The sequence below is a fragment of the Corynebacterium frankenforstense DSM 45800 genome (assembly GCF_001941485.1).
Taxonomy (GTDB): domain Bacteria; phylum Actinomycetota; class Actinomycetes; order Mycobacteriales; family Mycobacteriaceae; genus Corynebacterium; species Corynebacterium frankenforstense.
The window spans coordinates 2,440,728-2,460,329 of record NZ_CP009247.1; the positions used below are offsets into that span (position 1 = coordinate 2,440,728).

Below are 19,602 nucleotides of genomic sequence, written 5' to 3' on the forward strand. Positions count from 1 at the left end.
AGGAGGCGCCCGTGGGACTCGTGGGACAGCCGGGGACGCGGCGGCGCGCCGCCCTGGCGACCCTGGCGGCCGTGCTCGTGCTGCTGCTGGTCGGCGACGTCGCCCCGCGCGTGGTGCTGTACCTGATGTACGACCTCGAGGTCGGGGTGAGCCGCAGCGTGCGCTCCGTGGACCCCGACGCCCGGGTCGTGGACGCCGAAGAGCTCGCCGACTCGGCGGAGGCGCCCGGCGAGCTGGCCCGCACGGTGGAGCTCGCGGTGGACCGGACCGTGGACTACACCGCCGCGCGCACCGACCCCGACGACGCGGAGACCGAGGGCGACGGTGCGCTGGCCGACGCGCGCAGCGAGGTCACCGCCGACGGCGAGCTGCTCGCCCGGGTGCACGACCGGGCGGTGCTCGAGCGCGACTCGACCTTCCCCTCGGCCTACCCGACCAGCCGCGTCGGCGTCGAGATCCCGGCGGCCGGGGTGGACCAGGAGACGGGCGACTTCGTGCGCGAGGGGCTGACCCACGACTTCCCGGTCGAGGCCGAGAAGCGCTCCTACCAGTACTTCGACCCGTGGCTGATGGAGACGACCTACCTCGACTACCGCGGCAAGGCGCCGGCCGACCCGGCCGAGGAGTCGATGCTCACCCACGTCTACGGCCAGCGCGTGGCCGGCCACCGGCTGACCGACACCCTCGCCGCGCTCGGCGAGGACCGCGCCGAGGCCGCCGGGCAGCTCGCGGTGCGCGGCCCGGCCCGGCGCTTCTACGACGCCGGGCAGCTCGGCGAGCGCGGGCTGGCCCCGGACGCCGAGGTCACCCTCGAGCCCTACTACGCCGTCGACCGCGAGGTGAAGGTCGAGCCGCAGTCCGGGCGCATCGTGGACGTCGCCGAGCGCGTGCGCGTCTACCTGGCCGCCGCCGAGGACCCCGCCGAGTACGCCGACGCCACCGTGGCCGGCGCGGACCCGGAGGGCTCGGGCGAGGCCGTGCGCGCCCCGGGCGGGCCGCGGGCCGTCGAGCAGATCGGCGGCTCCGCGACGCGCACCGTCGACGCGCGCACGCTGCTGGCCGCCGAGACGCACTGGGACGACGACTCGCGTGCGGCCGCCCGCGACGAGGCGCGCCGCACGATCGACACCCGCCGCGCGCTGGCCGCGCTGGCGTGGGTGTGCCGCGTGCTCACCCTCGTGGTGGTCGGCCTGGGGGTGGCCGCGTTCATCCGGCGCGGGCGGGCGGCGGATCCGGCGCGGCGATGAGCCGGCGCGACGCCCTCGCCGTGGCGGCCGTGGCCGCCTGGTGCACGCTGCTTGTCGGCGCCGTCCTGCTGCCCTTCGCCGCGCCCGGGGTGCTCGCCCACCGCGACATGCTGGTGCTCGACTCGCCGGCGCTGACGGCCGGCGCCTTCGGCTTCGGCGACCTCCCGGCGCGCAACGCGCCCCAGGACGGCCTGCTCGCCCTGGCCGGACTCGTGCTGCCGGCCTCCTGGCTGGCCCGCGGGATCCTCGCCGCCGGGGCCGTGGCCGGGGCCGGCGGGGCGGTCGCGCTCGTGCGCCACGTCGGCGGCGGGCCCGTGGCCGCGGCGGCCGGCGCCACGCTCACGCTGCTCAACCCCGCGGTGGTCGAGCGCCTGCTGCAGGGCCACTGGTCGCTGGCGGTCGCCGGCTGGCTCCTGCCCGCGATCGCCTGGGCGGGCCTGTCCGGGCGCACGGGGCTCGCGTGGGCCGGCATGGTGCCGGCCGCGCTGACCCCGACGGGCGCGCTGCTCGGCGGGCTCGTCGGCGGGCTGACCGTGCGGCGCGGCGGCGCCGGTGCCGGTGCCCGTGCCGGCGGCGCGAAGAAGCCCGGCGATGCGACGCTGACCTGGGCGCTGGCGGGCGCGCTGTGCCTGCCGTGGCTGGTGCCGGCCGCGTGGGCGGCGCTTGACGGGGCGGGTGCGGGCACGGCGACGGCGGCCTCGGCGGCGGCCTTCGCCCCGCGCGCCGAGGCGCACCTGGGCACCGGCGGCACGCTGCTGAGCCTGGGCGGGATCTGGAACGCCGGCGCCGCCCCGGACTCGCGGGCCGCCGGCTTCGGACTGTTCGGCCTGGCGCTGACCCTGCTCTGCCTGCTCGGCCGGCGCGCGGTGGCCCGCCCCCTGTGGGTGGCCGCGGGAGTCGGTCTCGTCATTCCGCTGGCCGCGTGGCTGGTGCCCGGCTGGTTCGCCTGGGCGGTGGCCACCGTGCCCGGGGCGGGCCTTGTGCGCGACGCCCACAAGTTCGTGCTGCTGGCCGTGCCGGCGCTCGTGGCCGGGCTCGGCGGGCTCAGCCGGCTGGGCGCCCGCGAGCGCTGGGCGTGGCTGGCGCTCGTGCTCGTCGTGGTCCAGGCCCTCGACTTCCCCGCCGCGCTGCGCCGCCTGGCGCCGGTGCCGGACCCGGTGCCCGCCGTCGCGCGGGAGATTTCCGACGGTCGCGACGTGCTGGTGGCCGGTGCCACCGGCCTGGTGCCGGTGGACGGGGTGCCCACCGTCGACTACTGGGACAAGGCCCTGCCCACGGTGGCCGCGGGGCGGCTGGTGGTCGACGGGGTGACCGTGGACGAGCCCTCGGCGCGCTGGTCGGCGGCCGATCAGGCGTGGCGGGCCGGGGACCTGGACGCGCTGGCGCAGCTGGGCGTCGGCTGGGTCATCGACCGCGACGGCGGGGTGCTCGCACAGACGACGGCGCCCGCCGCCCCGGTGTGGCCGAAGGTGGCGGGCGTCGTGTTGACCGTGCTGTGGGCCGCGGCGGCGCCGGCGGCGTTCACCGCCCGGCGCCTGCGGGTCACAGGGCGTTCTTGAGCTGGTCGATGAAGGGGGCGGCCTGCGGGAACTGCTCGGACAGGCGGTCGAGCGCGCCCGGCAGGGCACCCGGCACGCCCGGCAGCAGGAAGGCCAGCAGGGCGGTGACCAGGGCGCCCAGGCCGAGCAGGCCGCCGAGCACGCCGCCGACGATCTTGCCGGACTCGGACGAGCCGGAGGAGCCGGAGGAGCCGTCGTCGCCGGAGCCGGGCTCACCGGGCTTGTCGTCGCCGGAGCCGTCGATCTCGGTGAGCGAGCCGAGCGGGGCGGAGACCTCGGTGCCGGCGTCGGTGGTGACGGTCAGCTCGGTCTCGGCGGTGGCGTCCTCGGGCAGGGTCAGGGTGACGGAGGCCTTGCCGGCCTCACCGTGGCCGGGCTCGCCCAGGTCCGGGTCAATGTCGGCCTCGACCTCGGTGTCGCCGACGCGGACGGTGACCTTCTTGGCCGGGTCGTCGACGGAGTAGATCAGGCTGGACAGCTCGACGGTGATCTCCTCGCCGGCGGCGGCCTTCTCCGGCAGGTGCACGGAGACGTTGGACTGGCCGGCGCGCGGGGCGGCGTCCTCGTTGTCGCGCAGGTAGGAGACGAAGGCCTCGATGTCCATCAGGCCGGTGGCGGCCAGCTCGGAGCCCTCGGCCAGCGCGGAGAAGGAGTCGCCGCCCTCGAGCAGGAAGGTGGAGCCGGCGACGACGTACTCGCGCCCGGGATCGAGCGGCTCGCCGTCGACGGTCACGGACTTGATGCGCTCGCCCGCCGGGGCCTCGACGTCGTAGACGTAGGAGACGTTGTCGGAGACGCCCAGGGAGAGCACGGGACGCTCGCCGCCGTCCTTCCACTGCTGCTCCAGGGCCTTCTTGAACTGCTCACCGGTCAGGCGGGTGTAGGTGATCTCGTTGCCGAAGGGCTGCACGGCGAAGGCCTCGGCGTAGGTGACCTCGCCGGCGTCGAGGTCGTCGCGCACGCCGCCGGCGTTCATCACGCCGATGTCGGCGGTCACCGAGGTCTTGTTGGAGATGGCCCAGCGCGCCGCGTCGGCCAGGAAGTTGTTGGCGGTGGACTCCACGCCGCGGTTGGAGCCCGGGTCGCCGCCGGCGTTGACGCCGCGGGTCAGCGGGGCGTCGATCTCGGCGACGACCTTGGCGCCCTCCTCCTCGGCGGCCTCCTCAGCACCCTTGACGGTGGCCTCGATCGCCGGGTCGGGGTTGCCGCAGGCGTTGATGGCCGCGGCGTCGAGCAGCTCGGCGGAGTCGACGGTCAGGGTGTCGGACTCGCGGTCGTAGCTGAAGTCGACGGAGTTGAGGTACTGCGAGTAGCTGCCGGCCTGCATGACCAGCGGCACGCCCTCGGGGCGGTCGAGGTTCGGCTCGACGGGCTGGTGGGTGTGGCCGGCGAAGACGACGTCGACGTTCTCGGAGAAGGCGGCCGGGTCGGTGACGCCCTCGTGGAAGAGGCCGACGACGACGTCGGCCTCGCCGGACTCGGTCAGCTCGTCGGCGACCTTGTTGGTCGCGGCGACCGGGTCGGTGAACTCGATGCCCTCGATGCCGCCGGGCGAGACCAGGTTCGGCATGTCGTCGGTGACGGTGCCGACGTAGGCGACCTTCACGCCGTCGAGATCGACGATCTTGTAGGAGGCCAGCTCGGTGCCCTCGGCGTTGGCACCCAGGTAGTCCCAGTCGGCGGCCGGCTCAATGCGGTCCTTCAGGTCCGCGTAGCCCTTGTCGAACTCGTGGTTGCCCACCGCGGAGACCTCGAGGCCCATCTGGTTGAGGGTCTCGATGGCCGGCTCGTCCTCGAGCAGCGCGGAGGCGTAGGGCGAGCCGCCCACCAGGTCGCCGGAGGCGACGAAGGAGGACGGCAGGTCGCCGGCCTCCTTGTCGACGGCGCACTTGAGCATCGCGGCGCCGGGGTCGGACTTGTTGGCGGCGAAGTGGCCGTGGAAGTCGGTGATGTTGGAGATGTGGAAGCGGGCGGACCCGTTCTCCTCCTCCTGGGCACCGGCGGGGACGACCAGTCCGAGCGTGCTCACGGAGAGCACGGTCAGGGCGGCCAGACCGCGGCGCGGGATGCGGTGGGACATGAAGGCTCCTTAGGTTCTGCGGCGGCCCCGGTCCGGGGCACCCTCATGTTTTTCATAGCCGCGGTTCAGGACACTTGCAGCGCAAGAAAAGGGAATTCACCGCCGCGTCACGCGGGCGAAACCCACCGGTCACCGCGCCGCGCCCGGCGCCGCGGCCGGCCCCGGCGTCACCGCGCGATCTCGGCGAGCAGCTCCTCGAAGGCCGCGCCGGTGTCCGCCCAGGAGAAGCCGGCGGCCCACGCACGCGCACGCTCGCCCATCGCGGCGCGCACCGCGTCGTCGTCAAGCAATGAACGCACGGCGGCGGTGAACGCGCGCGGGTCGTCGGGCTCGACGAGCACGCCGGTGCGGCCGTGGTCGATCGAGTCGCGCAGCCCGCCGGAGGCGGCGTAACCGACGGTGGGCACGCCGTGCTGGGCGGCCTCGACGACGGCCAGGCCCCAGCCCTCGGCGGCCGAGGGCATCAGGTGCAGCGCCGCGCCGGCGAGGATGCGGTGCTTTGTAGCCTCGTCGACCTGGCCGTGGAAGACCACGCGGTCCTCCACGCCGAGGTCGCGGGCGTGCTCGCGCAGGCGCGGGCCCCACCAGCCGGAGCCGATGACGTCGAGGACCACCCCGGGCAGCTCGGCGACGGCGGCCATGGCGTGCTCGATGCGCTTGTGCGGCACCAGGCGCGACAGCGTCACCACGCGCACGGGGGCGTCGGGCACGGGGGCGGTCGCCGGTGGGGCGTCGGTGTCGGCGCCGGTGCCGACGTCGGGGACCTCGAGCGGGTCGACGCCGTTGGCGACGATGCGGATGCGGCCCGGGTCCACGCCGAGTTCGACGAGCTGGCCACGGCTGGAGGCGGAGACGGTCACGTAGGGCGCGCCGCGGTAGACGCGCGGGGCCAGCCACGACTCGAGCCACCAGCCCAGCCTGCCGATGACGGGCCCGGCGACCGGCCACTGCGCGCGGTGGCAGTGGTGGGTCAAAAGCACGGTGGGGCGGCCGGCGAAGACGCGGGCGAAGAACGGGATGCCGTTCTGCGTGTCCACCACGGCATCGACGTCCCTGAGGGGCCCGAGGCCGAGGCGCCCGGCGAGCATCGCGACGGCGGCGCGGACGTAGACGGTGTAGCGCCCGCCGGCGCGCGAGAAGGTCATGCCGTCGCGGACCTCGCGGCGGGCCGCGCCCGGGTAGACGGCGGTTTGGTAGACGACCTCGTGGCCGTGGCGCGCGAGATACGCCCCGACGCGTTCGAGGTAGCGCTCGGAGCCGCCGCCCTGGGGGTGGGCGGTGTCGCGCCAGCACAACAGCAGGATCTTCATGTGGCCTCCCAGCCTAACCGGCGCGCGCGCCGCACTAGCCTGGCGGTCATGGACCTGCCCCACACCCGCGCGCGGGCCACGCTGCCGCGCGCGCTCGCCCTGCTGCGCGACGTCCGCGTCGAGCAGACCGACCCCGCGCGCTTCTACGGCCACCTCGCCGAGGACACCGCGGGGCTTCTCGGCTGCCTGGTCGCCGACGCCTCCGGTTCGATTGACGACGCCGCGCCCGCCCTGCGTGGGGCGCGCGTGCTCGACGTGGGCGGGGGCCCGGGATACTTCGCCGAGGCCTTCGCCCGGCGCGGGGCGCACTACGTCGGGCTCGAACCGGACGCCGGGGAGATGGCGGCCGCGGGCATCCGGGTGGCGGCCTCGGTGCGCGGCGCCGGCGAGGCGCTGCCCTTCCGCGACGGCGCCTTCGACGTCGTCTACTCCTCGAACGTCGCCGAGCACGTGCCGGACCCGTGGGCGATGGGCTCCGAGATGCTGCGGGTGACCCGCCCCGGCGGGCTGACGGTTCTCAGCTACACGGTGTGGCTGGGCCCCTTCGGCGGACACGAGACGGGGCTGTGGGAGCACTACGTCGGCGGCGACTTCGCGCGCGAGCGCTACACGCGCCGGCACGGCCACGAGCCGAAGAACGTCTTCGGCCGCTCGCTCTTCGCCGTCTCGTGCGCGGACGGGCTGCGCTGGGCGCGCCCGGTGGCCGACTCGGGGGCGGCCGAGGTCGTCGGCCTATTCCCGCGCTACCACCCGCGCTGGGCGTGGTGGGTCACGCGGGTGCCGGGGCTGCGGGAGTTCCTGGTGAGCAATCTGGTCATCGTGCTGCGCAAGTCCTAGACGCCCGGGTGCGGGCGCGCTAACCTCGCCGACGTACCTGACCGTCGTCCGGGGAGGACCACCGTGCGCCAGGCCCCGAACATCATCGCGTGGCTGCTCATCGCCGCGGTGTGGCTCTGCGCGCCGTTCACCGGCGACCAGGCCCCGCAGGCCATGAACTGGGCGCATGCGGCGCTGACCACGGTGGCGATCGTCGTCGGCGGCGTGGTCGCCGCGCGCCGGCGGGCCTGGCTGCTGCTGGCCGCCGCGATCCTGACCGCCTTCGCCTGGCCGATGTAGCTCCCCGGCGTCGGCGCGTCACGCCGGACGCCGCATTAGACACGGCCCAATTAAACACGGCCCACCCGGTTTCAAACTTTCGGATGATGCTAGGCTCAGGGCCGTGAACACCGCAGAGACGACCCGACACCACCCCGGAACCCGCAGGAAGCGGCGCCACGGCATCTCGCCGTGGCTGCCCAACCAGCACGGCGCGTGGGCGATGCTGATCTCCCCGGCGGTGGTCGGCACGATCGCCGCGGTGGTCCACTTCGTCCGCGCGGACGCGCCGGCCCGCGCGCTCGCGGTGCTGCTCGCCGTGCTCGTGGCCTGGTTCTTCGGCTACGGCGCGTTCTTCGCCTTCGGGCTGACGGCCAAGGCGCGCACCCCGGAGCGGCGCAGGCAGTACGTCACCCCGGTCTACGTCTACGGCGCGGTCGCCGGCGTCGCCGGGCTCCTCGCCCTCGCCCTACAGCCCCAGCTGGCCTGGTGGGCGCTCTTCTTCGGCCCGCTCATCGCGGTCGCCTGCGTGGAGACGCTGCTCGGCCGGCCGCGCTCGACGCTCTCGGGGGTCTCGACGACGATCGCCTCCGCGCTGCTGGTGCCGGTGCTCGTGCAGGTCGGCGCCCACGGCACGCTCGGGGAGGTCCCGCGCACGGCGTGGTTGGGCACGGTGGTGCTGGCCATGTTCTTCTCCGGGGCGGTGACCTACGTGAAGTCGATGATCCGGGAGAAGGGCAACCGGCGCTACCTCGCCGCCTCCATCGGCTACCACGCGGTGGCCCTGCTGGTCACGGTCGCGCTGATCGCCTGGCTGCGCCCGATGTGGCCGGCCGGCGTGCTGCTGACCGCGGCGATGGTCTGGGCGCTGGCTCGCTCCTGGTGGTACCCGCACCGCGCCGCCGGCGGCGAGAAGTTCACGCCCAAGCAGGTCGGCCTGCGCGAGAACCCGCCGCTGCTGCTGGTCTGCGTCGGCGCGCTCTGCGCGGCGTTGTAGAGACCCGCGCACGCGGAGACCCCGCCCCCACGCGGGGACGGGGTCTCAGATCCGAGTGGCGGGCAGGCCTACTTGGCGCTCTCGATGCGCTCCTTGAGCTTGCCGAACTCGTCCCAGACCTCCTGCGGGACGTGCTTGCCCAGGAAGGTCAGGTACTCCTGGTTGTCCTCGAGGTCGGCCTCCCACTTCTCGGCCGGGGCGGTCAGGCAGGACTTGACCTCCTCGACGGTGGTGTCCAGGCCCTCGAGGTCGAGGTCCTCGGCGCGGGCGGTGTGGCCGACCACGGTCTCGTCGGCGCCGACGCGACCCTCGATGCGGTCGACGATCCACTTCAGCACGCGGGAGTTGTCGCCGAAGCCGGGCCAGATGATCTTGCCGTTCTCGTCCTTGCGGAACCAGTTGACCAGGAAGATCGCCGGCAGCTTGTCGCCGCCGCGCTTGCCCATGTCGATCCAGTTCTGCAGGTACTCACCGGCGTTGTAGCCCATGAACGGCAGCATGGCCATCGGGTCGTGGCGCAGGGTGCCCACGGCACCCTCGGCGGCGGCGGTCTGGCCGGAGGACAGCAGCGCACCGATCATGGTGCCGTGCTGCCAGCTGTGGGCCTGGGTGACCAGCGGGACGGTGTCGGGGCGGCGACCACCGAAGAGGATGGCGTCGATCTTGACGCCCTTCCAGTCGTCGTACTCCGGGGCGGCCGTCGGGCACTGCTTGATCGGCACGCAGTAGCGGGAGTTCGGGTGGGCGGCCTTCTCGCTGGAGTCCGGGGTCCAGTCGTTGCCCTTCCAGTCGATGAGGTGGTCGGGGGCCTCGCCCATGCCCTCCCACCAGACGTCGCCGTCGTCGGTGAGCGCGACGTTGGTGAACAGGGTGTTGCCCGGCTCCATGGTCTTCATGGCGATCGGGTTGGAGTTGTAGTCGGTGCCCGGGGCGACGCCGAAGAAGCCGTTCTCCGGGTTGACGGCGTAGAGGCCGTCCTCACGCAGGTGCAGCCAGGCGATGTCGTCGCCGACGACCTCGGCGCTCCAGCCCTCGATGGACGGGGTGATCATGGCCAGGTTGGTCTTGCCGCAGGCCGACGGGAAGGCGCCGGTGACGTGGTAGACCTTGCCCTCCGGGCTGGTGAGCTTCAGGATGAGCATGTGCTCGGCCATCCAGCCCTCCTCCTTGGCCATCACGGAGGCGATACGCAGCGCGTAGCACTTCTTGGCCAGGATGGCGTTGCCGCCGTAGCCGGAGCCGTAGGACCAGATCTCCTTGGTCTCGGGGAACTGGGTGATGTACTTGGTGTCGTTGCACGGCCAGGCGACGTCCTCCTCGCCGGGCTCGAGCGGGGCACCCACGGAGTGGTAGCAGTGGACGAACTCGCCGTCCTTGCCGATCTTGTCCAGGGCCTCGGAGCCCATGCGGGTCATGATGGACATCGAGAGCACGACGTAGGCGGAGTCGGTCAGCTGGACGCCGAGCTTGGGCTCCGGGTCGCTGATCGGGCCCATGCAGAAGGGCACGACGTACATGGTGCGTCCGTGCATGGAGCCCTTGTACTTGTCGAGCATCTCCTCCTTCATCGCCTGCGGCGGGGCCCAGTTGTTGGTCGGGCCGGCCTGGTCCTCGGTCTCGGTGCAGATGAAGGTGCGGGACTCGACGCGGGCGACGTCGGACGGGTTCGAGCGGGCGAGGAAGCTGTTCGGGCGCTTCTCCTCGTTCAGCCGGATGAGGGTGCCGGCCTCGACGAGCTCGGTGGTCAGTCGGTCCCACTCCTCACGGGAACCGTCGGCGAAGACGACCTTCTCCGGCTCGAAGAGCTCGACCGCGTCAGCGATCCACTCGAGCAGCTTCTCGTTCTCGGTGGGAGCCGGGCCGACCAGGCCCTTGATCTCAGTGGCCATACTTAAACTCCTGGTTCAGGGTCACGTCTTTTCGGATCTGCACGTACATACTCAAGAGTAATGATCCGTGTGTGATCGCGCCGCCCGCTGAACGTGGCCACGACAAATATCACTTTTGGACGTCTGTCATGGGCCGGAAACCCAGAACCAACGGCGGTTTCCTGCGGGATCGTCCACCGATGTCGTACCACTTTCGGGGGTATGCGGTGGTCCCGCTTCGTCGGACGTGAGATTTCCGACGTCGTGCGGGTCACCGTCGGCGGGCCCGGCGACGAAGACGAAGGGACGGCCCCGCGCGTCGACGACGGTGGCGTGGTCGGCCACACCGTCGCCGTCGAGGTCGGCGACGACGGCGAGCGTGTCCCCGGCGCCGGGCAGCCCGGCGACCACCGAGCCGCCCGGCTCGCCCACGGCCCCCGGCCCGCCGGAGTCGGCCGCGGCGCCGGTGCCGACCGTGGCGCCCGGGTCGCCGAGGAGGAACTCCCACCACCCGGTCATCCGGCACCTCCGCCCGTGACCCCGGTGCCGCGGCGGCGCAGCCAGCGCACCCCGGCACCGGCCGGGCCGGCGGGCCCGGTGGACGCCGCCGGCCCGGTGGACCGGGCGCGGGCCCGCAGGTCCTCCACGGCGCGCACCAGACCGGCCCGCCCGCGCCGGCGGTGGGCCGTCAGCCCCCGCACGGCACCGATGAGCAGCCCCGCGAGCACGGCGGCCAGCACGCCCGCGCCCGCCCCCAGCGTGCGCCCGACGGCCAGGCCCGCCCCGACGGCGGCGGGCAGGGCGACCAGCAGCGCCTCACCCAGCGCCCCGCGCAGTTCGGCCTCACGCCGCGCTGGGACGCCGGACCGTGCCTCCGAGGCGACCCCGGCGAGGATGCGGTGACCGGACTCCGGGTCGCCGGCGGCGAGCGCGCGGACGAGCTCCCGGTCGAGTCCTGCCAGCCGGCGCCGGGTGACCACCCCGGCCGCGGTCCGCCAGGCCCGCCCGTCGGGTGCGGGAGGAAGAGGAGCGGCCAGGCGCGCGACGAGGTCGCCCTCCGCGACGTGCTCGCCGGGGACGCCCGCCGGCAAAGCCGCGGTGGAGTAGACCGCGCGCCCCTCCCCCGCCGCGGCGAGTGCCGCGTGATCGGCGGGCGTCCACCCGCCGGGCGGGGCGACGGCGACGAGCACCGCCGCGCCCGGACCGGCGACCTCCACCCCTCCCGCGCGCAGGCGCGCGGCCACCCGGCGGCAGGCCTGCGCGTCAGGGCCGGCCACGGCGACCGCCGCACCACCGGCGACGGAGGCGGTGACGGAACCGGCGGCGCCGGCACCGCGGGCGTCGTCAATCTCTCCCGGGGAAAGGGAGGCCAATTCCTGCAGCGGGGCGGCGAGGCGGGGCAGGCGGTGGGCCAGGGCCCGCAGCTCGCCGGCGAGGATGCGCGCCCGGGTCGCCAGGAGCGCGGCGGGGTCCACGCCGGCGGCGAGCGCCGCGCGGGCCTCGGCGGCGGAGTCCACCACGCAGAACAGCTGCGGCCCGCAGGCCAGGCGCGCGGCGGTCCCGGGCGGCAGCGGGCCGGGGTGGACGAGCACGACGGCGTCGACACCCGCACCGACGACGGGCCAGGCCGGGCGGGCGCAGCCGAACTCGGCGGCCACCGCGGCCAGCTCAGGCTGAGCGGCGGCGTCGAGCGTCGTGAGCGCCGTGCGCGGCGGGCCGGTCAGCGCGTGCAGGACGTCGGTGAGCGCCGCGGCGGCCGGGCAGCCCAGCGGGCGGGCGGCCACCCAGTCGGCGACCGCCGCGAAGATCGGCGGCGTCTCGGCCACGGTGCTCCCCCTCCCCCGGCACCCCGTGCGTTGCCCGCATCGTCCCCCGCGCCCGCCCGGCGCGCAACCGCTGCGCCCGCCCGGGACGCAACCGCCGCGGCCGCCCGGGGCGCAACCACCCCACCCGCCGCAACCGACGTCACGGGAGAGATGAATTGAAGTTCACGGGACCTACGGGAACAATGAGGCCAATGACCACCCCCGACACGACCGGCCGCGGCGTCGGCGAGCTGCCCGCCGGGCGGCCCCCGCAGACCGAGTTCCACGACGGTCTGGACTACCCGCGCCTGGGCACCGTCTCCTTCCGACGCGGCACGCTGACCGACAACCAGCAGGCCCTCTGGCAGGAGCGCTTCCCCGAGCTGGGCACCGTGCTCACCGAGGACTCCGGTCCGATCGACTACGACGCCTGGTTCGGACGCACCGACGCGCCGACCGTCCTCGAGATCGGCTCCGGCACCGGCACCTCCACCGTCGCCATGGCGCTGGCGGAACCGGGCACCAACGTCATCGCCGCCGAGCTCTACAAGCCCGGCCTGGCCAAGATGCTCGGCAACCTGACGCGCAACGGGGTCGACAACATCCGCATGGTCCGCGGCGACGGCATCGAGGTGCTCGCCCGCATGATCCCGCCGGCGTCGCTCACCGGCGTGCGCGTCTTCTTCCCGGACCCCTGGCCCAAGGCCCGCCACCACAAGCGGCGCATCATCCAGTCCGGCCCGCTGCACCTGATCGCCACCCGGCTGAAGCCCGGCGGCGTGCTGCACGTGGCCACCGACCACGCCGACTACGCGGAGTGGATAGCCGAGCTCGTCGACGTCGAGCCGCTGCTGGAGTACCAGGGCTGGCCCTGGCCGGAGTGCCCGATCCTGACCGACCGGCAGGTCATCACCAAGTTCGAGGGTCGCGGTCACCGCCTCGAGCACGAGATCACGGAGTTCCTGTGGCGCCGCACGGACGCGCCCGCGGCGACCGACGCGGCGTCGGAAAGCGACCGGGAAGAAGGCGATGCGCGATAATGACGCACATGAACGCAGGCACCCACGAGCACGCCACCGTCCACCCCTACCGTGAGGGCGCCGAGCCCGGACCGGACGGGCTGCTGCTGGTCTGGGACGCGCCGAACCTCGACATGGGCCTCGGCGCGATCCTCGGCGGGCGGCCCACCTCCGTGCACCGGCCGCGCTTCGACGCCGTCGGCCGCTGGCTCGTCGCCCGTGCGGCGCGCCTCGGCGCGGAGACCGGCGGGCAGGTCCTGCCGGAGGCCACCGTGTTCACCAACGTCACCCCGGGCGCGGCGGAGAACGTCCGCCCCTGGGTCGAGGCGCTGCGCAACATCGGCTTCGCCGTCTTCGCCAAGCCGAAGACCACCGACGACTCCGACGTCGACCCCGACATGCTCGCCCACATCCGGCGCCGCCACGACGAGGGCACGCTGCGCGGGCTCGTCGTCGCCTCCGCCGACGGGCAGAACTTCCGCGGGCTCATCGACGAGCTGACCGACGAGGGCCTGCCCGTCACCGTCCTCGGCTTCCACGAGCACGCCGCCTGGGCCGTGCACGCGGAGAACTTCGACTTCGTCGACCTCGAGGACATCGACGGCGTCTTCCGCGAGCCCCTGCCGCGCGTCAACCTGGACAACCTGCCCGAGGGCGGCGCCTGGCTGCAGCCGTTCCGCCCGCTCACCGCTCTCACCGACTAGACCCGGGAGGAGACCATGTTCCACGCCTGGGGGCGTTTCGCCTACCGCCACCGTCGCCTCGTCCCGGTGGTCGTCGTCGCGCTCATCGCGCTGCTCTACCTGACCTTCGGCATGCGCCTGGACGACCGGCTCAGCCAGGAGGGCTGGGAGGACCCGGGCGCCGACTCGACCGTCGGCGCGCAGATCGAGCAGGAGACCTTCGGCCGCGACAACAGCGGCGACGTCATCCTGCTCTATTCGGCGGACCCGGGCGTGCTCTCCCGCGAAGACACCAGCTCCGAGATCGCCGGGCAGATCGAGCGGATCGAGTCGGCCCACCCCGACCAGATCGAGTCGGTGACCAGCTACTTCAACGGCCACAACCGGCAGCTGATCAACGAGGACGGCACCGCCGCCTTCGCCGCGGTCTCCCTGCGCGGCGACGGCGAGCAGACCCTGAAGGACTTCCGCGCGATCGAGGACGACCTGCGCGGCCAGGACCTGCCCGACGGCGTCGAGCTGCAGGTCGCGGGCGCGACCGCCGTGGCCGACTCGCTGGACGAGGGCATGGCCGCCGACGTCCAGCGCGCCGAGCTGGTCGCCCTGCCCGTGGTCGGCGTGCTGCTCATCCTCGTCTTCGGCTCCGTGGTCGCCGCCGCGATGCCGCTGATCGTCGGCGTGCTCTCCATCCTCGGCTCGCTGGGCGTGCTCTCCGCGCTCGCCGGCGTCGCCCAGGTCAACGTCTTCGCCCAGTCCGTGGTCACCCTGCTGGGCCTGGGCCTGGCCATCGACTACGGGCTGTTCATGGTCTCCCGCTTCCGCGAGGAGCTGGACAAGGGCCAGCCGGTGCCGCAGGCCGTGGCCACCACCACCGCCACCGCGGGGCAGACCGTGGTCTTCTCCGCGGGCATGGTCGCCGTGGCCCTGTCGGGCCTGATGGTCTTCCCGCAGGCCTTCCTGAAGTCCGTGGCCTACGGCGCGATCTCCGCGGTCGGCCTGGCCGCGCTGCTCTCGGTGACCGTGCTGCCGGCGGTCTTCGGCATGATCGGCACCAACATCGACCGCCTGTCGGTGCGGCGCACCGCGCGCACGGCCCGCCGCCTCGAGGACACGGTCTGGTGGCGCCTGCCCGCCTGGGCGATGCGCCACGCCAAGGCCGTCACCGTCGGCGTGGCCGGCGTGCTCGTCGCGCTCGCGATCCCGGTCGTGGGCATCACCTTCGGCGGCATCAACGAGACCTATCTGCCGCCGGACAACGACACGCGCACCGCGCAGGCCGCCTTCGACGAGGAGTTCCCCCAGTTCCGCACCGAGCCGGTCAAGCTCGTCGTCGACGGCGCCGACAACCGGCAGCTCGCCGAGGTCTACCGCCAGGCCGCCACCGTGCCGAACCTGACCGGGCGCTTCTCCGCCTCGCCGACCGAGGACGGCACCACCGTGCTCTCCGCCGGCGTGACCGACCGCTCCCACAACGAGCAGGTGGTCGACGACCTCCGCGCCATCGACGCCCCCGAGGGCGTGGACGTCTACGTCGCAGGCACCCCGGCGATGGAGATCGAGTCCATCGAGGCGCTCTTCGACAAGCTGCCCTGGATGGCGCTCTACATCGTCGCGGCGACCTTCCTGCTCATGGCGCTGGTCTTCGGTTCGCTGATCCTGCCGGCCAAGGCCGTGATCATGACGCTGCTGGGCCTGGGCGCCACGCTCGGCGTGCTGACGCTGATGTTCGTCGACGGCCTCGGCGGCGGCCTGTTCAACTTCACCCCGGGCCCGCTGATGAGCCCGGTGCTGGTGCTCATCATCGCCATCGTCTACGGCCTGTCCACCGACTACGAGGTCTTCCTCGTCTCCCGCATGGTCGAGGCCAGACACCGCGGCGAGACGACCGACACCTCGATCAAGTTCGGCACCGCCCACACCGGCTCCATCATCACCGCCGCCGCGCTGATCATGATCGTCGTCGCCGGCGCCTTCGGCTTCTCCGAGATCGTGATGATGAAGTACATCGCCTTCGGCATGATCGCCGCGCTGCTGCTCGACGCCACCGTCATCCGCATGATGCTCGTGCCCGCCGTGATGCACCTGCTGCGCGAAGACAACTGGTGGGCGCCCGGCTGGGTGCGCGCCGTCTACCGCCGCATGGGCCACGGCGAGGCGGTGGCCTCCGAGCGCGCCGTCGCGCGTGAGGGCGGGGTCGACGGTGCCGACGGTGCCGCCGGGCGTGCCGGTGCGGCGTCGCGTGACGACGCCGCGGTGCTTGACGACGCCGCGCCCGTCGCCGAGGGCGGTGAGCTCGCCGTCTCCGCGGCCGTGCCGCGCGACTCCCACGAGGCCGCCCGCGGTGGGCGCACCACCGACCAGGACTCGAGCCTCGTGCCCTTCGACGAGCTGATGCGCCGCCTCGGCAAAGAGGACCGGGACTAGGGCGTGACCGCGGAGCACGGTCCGCTGCGGCTGCTGCGCAACCCGTGGGTGCGCGTGGCCGTCGTCGCGGTGCTGCTGGCCGCCCTGGCGTGGGCCCTGCAGTCGAACACCGACGTCATCGAGAAGGGCGTGCACCACGTGCGCGAGGCCGACGGGCGCTGGATCGCCCTCGGCGTGCTCGCCCTGGCCGCCGCCATGTACGCGCAGGCCGAGATGATGGTCGTCCTGCTGCGCGGGGCGGGCGTGCGCGTCGGCCGGTGGGCGGCGAACATGCTGGGCCTGGCCGCCAACGCCTGGTCGGCCTCCCTGCCGGGTGGGCCGGCCGTCTCCGCGACGATGATCTTCCTGCGCCAGAAGGCCTGGGGCGCGGGTTCCGTGGTCGCCGCCTGGTACCTGGTCATCTCCGGCGTGCTCGCCGGGGCGGGCATGGCGGTGCTCGGCCTGTGCGCGGTGCTCTTCCTCGACGCCTCGATCAACCCGCTGACGCTGATCAGCTCGATCGCGGTGCTCGTGGCGCTGGTGGCCGCCTTCCGCTGGCTCGGCCGGCACCCGCCGACCGTGCGGCGGTGGGTCGAGGCGGTGCTGCGGCGCTTCAACCGGCTCACCCGCGCGCCCGAGGACCGCTGGGTGGACAAGTTCCGCGAGCTGGTCGACCAGCTCGGCGCCGTCGACGTGCCGCCGCGCACGCTGGGGCTGGCGCTCTTCTGGGCGATCGCGAACTGGTGCCTCGAGATCGCCTGCCTCTACGCCTGCCTGATCTCGGTCGGCGTCGAGCCGACGCTCTCCGGCACGGTGCTGGCCTTCCTGCTGGCCAAGCTCGTCGGCCAGGCGCAGATCACCCCGGGCGGGCTGGGCCCGGTCGACGTGGCGATGGTCTCGCTGCTGGTGCCGCTGGCCCAGATCCCCTCGGCCCCCGCGGTCGGCGGCGTCTTCGTCTTCCGCGCGCTCAGCTTCGTCGGCCTGGCCGCCGTGGGCTGGCTCGTCTTCTTCGTCGAGTGGCTGCTGGGCCGGCGCGACTGAGCTCCCGGACTTCCGGCGCGCGCCGCGGTGGGCCACAATGGAGGGCATGCAGAAGAAGCTGAACCTCCCCGCCATCGCCGGGGACATCGTCGCGATCGGGGTCTTCGCGCTCCTGGCGCGCATCGCCCACCAGTCCGAGGACATGCCGCTGAGCTTCGCCGGCTGGCTGTCCACCCTGTGGCCCTTCGCCCTCGGCGTCGCGCTCGGCTGGGGCGTGGCCGCGCTGACCGGCCGCAACGGCCGGCGCGTGCGCTCCGGCGGGCTGATGGTCTGGCTGATCACCGTCGTGTGCGGCCTGACCATCTGGGGCGTCAAGCACGGCGCGGTGCCGCACTGGTCCTTCATGATCGTCGCCGGCACCATGTCCGCGCTGCTCATGCTCGGCTGGCGCGGGGTCGCCTCCGCCGTCGAGGCGCGCCGCTAGGCGGCGGCCCGGGCGCGCCGCAGAGGGGCACCGCCGAAGGGGCCGCCGAGGGGCACCGCCGAGGGGCGCCCGGGAACGCAAAACCCGGCCCACGCGGGGGCGCGGACCGGGTCATCGGGGGTTCAAGCTCAGCTGACCAGGTGGATGAGCTGGTTGAAGATCATGACGACGTAGTTGACGAGATCGCCGACGATGTCGATGGCGCTGCTGATCACGGGGAGCCTCCTCGGGAAAAAACGGTGTTGCTTGGCTGGCGGGACCGGGCCGGGCCGGGCTCATAGAGACCGGCCCACCGGAGCGGCGCGGACCCGCGCCACAGATGCTCAATCGTATCCGCGGCGCGCGGCGTTACCCGGGCGACGCACCGAGGGGTCGTCACCGGGAGCGACACACCCGCCGCCGGGTCACCGCCGGGGCCGCCGGACGGTCACAGCGGCGAGATCGTGTGCTTCTTCGGCAGGTCGCGGGTGTCCTTGTCCGCGAGCTGGCGCAGCGCCCGACGCAGGGCGATGCGCGTCTCGTGCGGCTGGATCATCGCGTCGAGGAAGCCGCGCTCAGCGGCGACGTACGGGCTGGTCATGTTCTGGTCGTAGAAGTCCATGAACATCTTCTTCATCATCTCCCGCTGCTCCGGCGGAGCCGCGGCGATGCGCTTGCCCTGGATCATCACGGCGGCGGCCGCCGAGCCCATCACGGCGATCTGCGCGGTCGGCCAGGCCAGGTTGATGTCGCCGGTGAGGTTCTTCGAGCCCATCACCGCGTACGCGCCGCCGTAGGCCTTGCGCACGATCAGCGCGACCTTCGGCACGGTCGCCTCGACCACGGCGAAGGCGAGCTTCGCGCCGCGGTGGATCAGACCGGCCTCCTCCTGGGCCACGCCCGGCAGGTAGCCCGGGGTGTCCACGACGAAGATCAGCGGGATGTTGTAGGCGTCGCAGATGCGGATGAAGCGCGCCCCCTTGTCCGCGGCGTCGGCGTCGATGCAGCCGGCGTACTGCAGCGGCTGGTTGGCCACGAAGCCGACGGTGCGGCCGTCGACACGCCCCAGCGCGCAGATCAGGTTCTGGGCGTAGCCCTCCTGGATCTCGATGAGCTCGTCGTCGTCACCGAGCTGCGCGAGCAGCTCCATCATGTCGTAGCCGGCGTTCGTGTCGTCCGGCATGAACGAGTCGAGCTCCACGGCGTCGGCGATCTCCTCGTCGGAGGGCGCCGGCAGCACGGGCGGGTCGTCGAAGCAGGTCGAGGGCAGGTGCGCGAGCAGGTCGCGGACCATCTCGAGGGCGTCCTCCTCGCTCTCGGCGACGAGCGAGACGTTGCCGTTCTGCTCCTGGCGCCGGGCGCCGCCGAGCTCGGCCGAGGAGATCGCCTCGCCGGTGACCTCCTTGATGACGGCCGGGCCGGTGACGTACATCTCGGTCTCGCCGTCGACGGCGATGACGAAGTCGGTGGTCACCGGGGCGTAGACGGCGCCGCCGGCGCACTTGCCCAGCATCACGGAGATCTGCGGGCTGCGCCCGGACAACGGCAGCTGACGCCGCGCGATCTCCGAGTACATCGCCAGCGAGGTCACGGCGTCCTGGATGCGCGCGCCGCCGGAGTCCTGGATGCCGATGACCGGGCAGCCGATCTTGATGGCCATGTCCATCACCTCGACGACCTTGCGGCCGAAGGTGACGCCCACCGAGCCGCCGTAGACGGTCTTGTCGTGGGCGTAGACGGCCACGGGGCGACCGTCCACGCGGGCGAAGCCGGTGACCACGCCGTCGGAGTAGTAGGCGTCGGCTACCCCCGGGGTCTTGGCCAGGGCACCGATCTCGGTGAAGGAGCCCTCGTCGACGAGCGCGGCGATGCGCTGGCGCGGGGTGGTGCGCCCGGCCTCGTCACGCTTCGTGCGGGAGCGCTCGCTGCCCGGGTCCTGCGCCCGGGCCAGGCGGGCCTCCAGGTCGGCGATCTTGCCGGCCGTCGTGCTCAGGTCAGGTTCCGCGGCCGCGGCGGCCTCCGCCGCCTTCGCGGTGGACTCTGCGGACTCTGTCACGCGCGATCACTCGATTCCGTCGTGTCGTTGTCGTTC

At 73.4% G+C, this 19,602-nt stretch carries 16 protein-coding genes; 10 read left to right on the forward strand and 6 right to left on the reverse strand.

Features of this window, described 5'->3' with window-relative positions:
- The first annotated feature begins 11 nt into the window (after positions 1 to 11).
- Both CFRA_RS10665 and CFRA_RS10670 read left to right on the forward strand, forming a co-directional pair.
- On the forward strand, positions 12 to 1,247 hold the full coding sequence (locus CFRA_RS10665; protein WP_075664640.1) for a porin PorA family protein: 1,236 nt from the start codon (positions 12 to 14) through the stop codon (positions 1,245 to 1,247).
- A complete protein-coding gene (locus CFRA_RS10670; RefSeq protein ID WP_075664641.1) occupies positions 1,244 to 2,806 on the forward strand; it encodes an MmpA family trehalose lipid delivery protein in 1,563 nt (520 codons plus the stop codon). The genes CFRA_RS10665 and CFRA_RS10670 overlap by 4 nt, the downstream gene beginning before the upstream one ends.
- Here the strand turns inward: CFRA_RS10670 and CFRA_RS10675 are convergent.
- Both CFRA_RS10675 and CFRA_RS10680 read right to left on the reverse strand, forming a co-directional pair.
- On the reverse strand, positions 2,790 to 4,886 hold the full coding sequence (locus tag CFRA_RS10675) for a bifunctional metallophosphatase/5'-nucleotidase (protein WP_075664642.1): 2,097 nt from the start codon (positions 4,884 to 4,886) through the stop codon (positions 2,790 to 2,792). The two genes, CFRA_RS10670 and CFRA_RS10675, sit on opposite strands and share 17 nt — an antisense overlap.
- Positions 4,887 to 5,053: 167 nt before the next feature.
- Positions 5,054 to 6,196, reverse strand: coding sequence for a glycosyltransferase family 4 protein (locus tag CFRA_RS10680; protein ID WP_075664643.1), 1,143 nt, complete (start codon positions 6,194 to 6,196; stop codon positions 5,054 to 5,056).
- 48 nt (positions 6,197 to 6,244) lie between these two features.
- Between CFRA_RS10680 and CFRA_RS10685 the strand changes: the two genes are divergently transcribed.
- The 3 genes from CFRA_RS10685 to CFRA_RS10695 all read left to right on the forward strand — a co-directional run bounded on the left by CFRA_RS10685 (position 6,245) and on the right by CFRA_RS10695 (position 8,288).
- Positions 6,245 to 7,033 carry a class I SAM-dependent methyltransferase gene (locus tag CFRA_RS10685; RefSeq protein ID WP_075664644.1) on the forward strand — a complete coding sequence of 263 codons (789 nt, stop codon included), beginning with the start codon at positions 6,245 to 6,247 and terminating at the stop codon, positions 7,031 to 7,033.
- Positions 7,034 to 7,096: 63 nt separating this feature from the next.
- Positions 7,097 to 7,312 (forward strand): hypothetical protein, encoded by a 216-nt coding sequence (locus CFRA_RS10690; protein ID WP_075664645.1) that lies wholly within the window; start codon positions 7,097 to 7,099, stop codon positions 7,310 to 7,312.
- A 103-nt stretch (positions 7,313 to 7,415) separates the two neighbouring features.
- Positions 7,416 to 8,288 carry a YwiC-like family protein gene (locus CFRA_RS10695; RefSeq protein WP_075664646.1) on the forward strand — a complete coding sequence of 291 codons (873 nt, stop codon included), beginning with the start codon at positions 7,416 to 7,418 and terminating at the stop codon, positions 8,286 to 8,288.
- Between the two features lie 68 nt (positions 8,289 to 8,356).
- Here CFRA_RS10695 and CFRA_RS10700 read toward each other — a convergent pair whose 3' ends face one another.
- The 3 genes from CFRA_RS10700 to CFRA_RS10710 all read right to left on the reverse strand — a co-directional run bounded on the left by CFRA_RS10700 (position 8,357) and on the right by CFRA_RS10710 (position 11,982).
- Complete coding sequence (locus tag CFRA_RS10700; protein ID WP_075664647.1) at positions 8,357 to 10,177, reverse strand: phosphoenolpyruvate carboxykinase (GTP); 1,821 nt, start codon at positions 10,175 to 10,177, stop codon at positions 8,357 to 8,359.
- Positions 10,178 to 10,303: 126 nt separating this feature from the next.
- On the reverse strand, positions 10,304 to 10,675 hold the full coding sequence (locus CFRA_RS10705) for a hypothetical protein (protein ID WP_075664648.1): 372 nt from the start codon (positions 10,673 to 10,675) through the stop codon (positions 10,304 to 10,306).
- Positions 10,672 to 11,982 (reverse strand): hypothetical protein, encoded by a 1,311-nt coding sequence (locus CFRA_RS10710; RefSeq protein ID WP_075664649.1) that lies wholly within the window; start codon positions 11,980 to 11,982, stop codon positions 10,672 to 10,674. Before CFRA_RS10710 ends, CFRA_RS10705 begins: the two co-directional genes overlap by 4 nt.
- Positions 11,983 to 12,173: 191 nt before the next feature.
- Between CFRA_RS10710 and trmB the strand changes: the two genes are divergently transcribed.
- From trmB to CFRA_RS10735, 5 genes are read left to right on the forward strand one after another with little or no spacing between them, the layout of a single operon-like run.
- The gene (gene trmB, locus CFRA_RS10715; RefSeq protein ID WP_075664650.1) at positions 12,174 to 13,001 is read left to right on the forward strand and encodes a tRNA (guanosine(46)-N7)-methyltransferase TrmB; all 828 of its coding nucleotides are present in this window, start codon (positions 12,174 to 12,176) and stop codon (positions 12,999 to 13,001) included.
- 8 nt (positions 13,002 to 13,009) lie between these two features.
- A complete protein-coding gene (locus tag CFRA_RS10720; protein ID WP_075665022.1) occupies positions 13,010 to 13,684 on the forward strand; it encodes an NYN domain-containing protein in 675 nt (224 codons plus the stop codon).
- 15 nt (positions 13,685 to 13,699) lie between these two features.
- Positions 13,700 to 16,087 (forward strand): MMPL family transporter, encoded by a 2,388-nt coding sequence (locus tag CFRA_RS10725; RefSeq protein WP_075664651.1) that lies wholly within the window; start codon positions 13,700 to 13,702, stop codon positions 16,085 to 16,087.
- A 3-nt stretch (positions 16,088 to 16,090) separates the two neighbouring features.
- Positions 16,091 to 17,107, forward strand: coding sequence for a lysylphosphatidylglycerol synthase transmembrane domain-containing protein (locus CFRA_RS10730; protein ID WP_245797585.1), 1,017 nt, complete (start codon positions 16,091 to 16,093; stop codon positions 17,105 to 17,107).
- A 46-nt stretch (positions 17,108 to 17,153) separates the two neighbouring features.
- The gene (locus tag CFRA_RS10735) at positions 17,154 to 17,531 is read left to right on the forward strand and encodes a DUF3054 domain-containing protein (protein ID WP_075664652.1); all 378 of its coding nucleotides are present in this window, start codon (positions 17,154 to 17,156) and stop codon (positions 17,529 to 17,531) included.
- Positions 17,532 to 17,958: 427 nt separating this feature from the next.
- On the opposite strand, the gene CFRA_RS10740 is transcribed toward CFRA_RS10735, so the two are convergent.
- Positions 17,959 to 19,503, reverse strand: a complete 1,545-nt coding sequence (locus CFRA_RS10740) for an acyl-CoA carboxylase subunit beta (protein WP_075665024.1) — start codon at positions 19,501 to 19,503, stop codon at positions 17,959 to 17,961.
- Between the last annotated feature and the right edge of the window lie 99 nt (positions 19,504 to 19,602).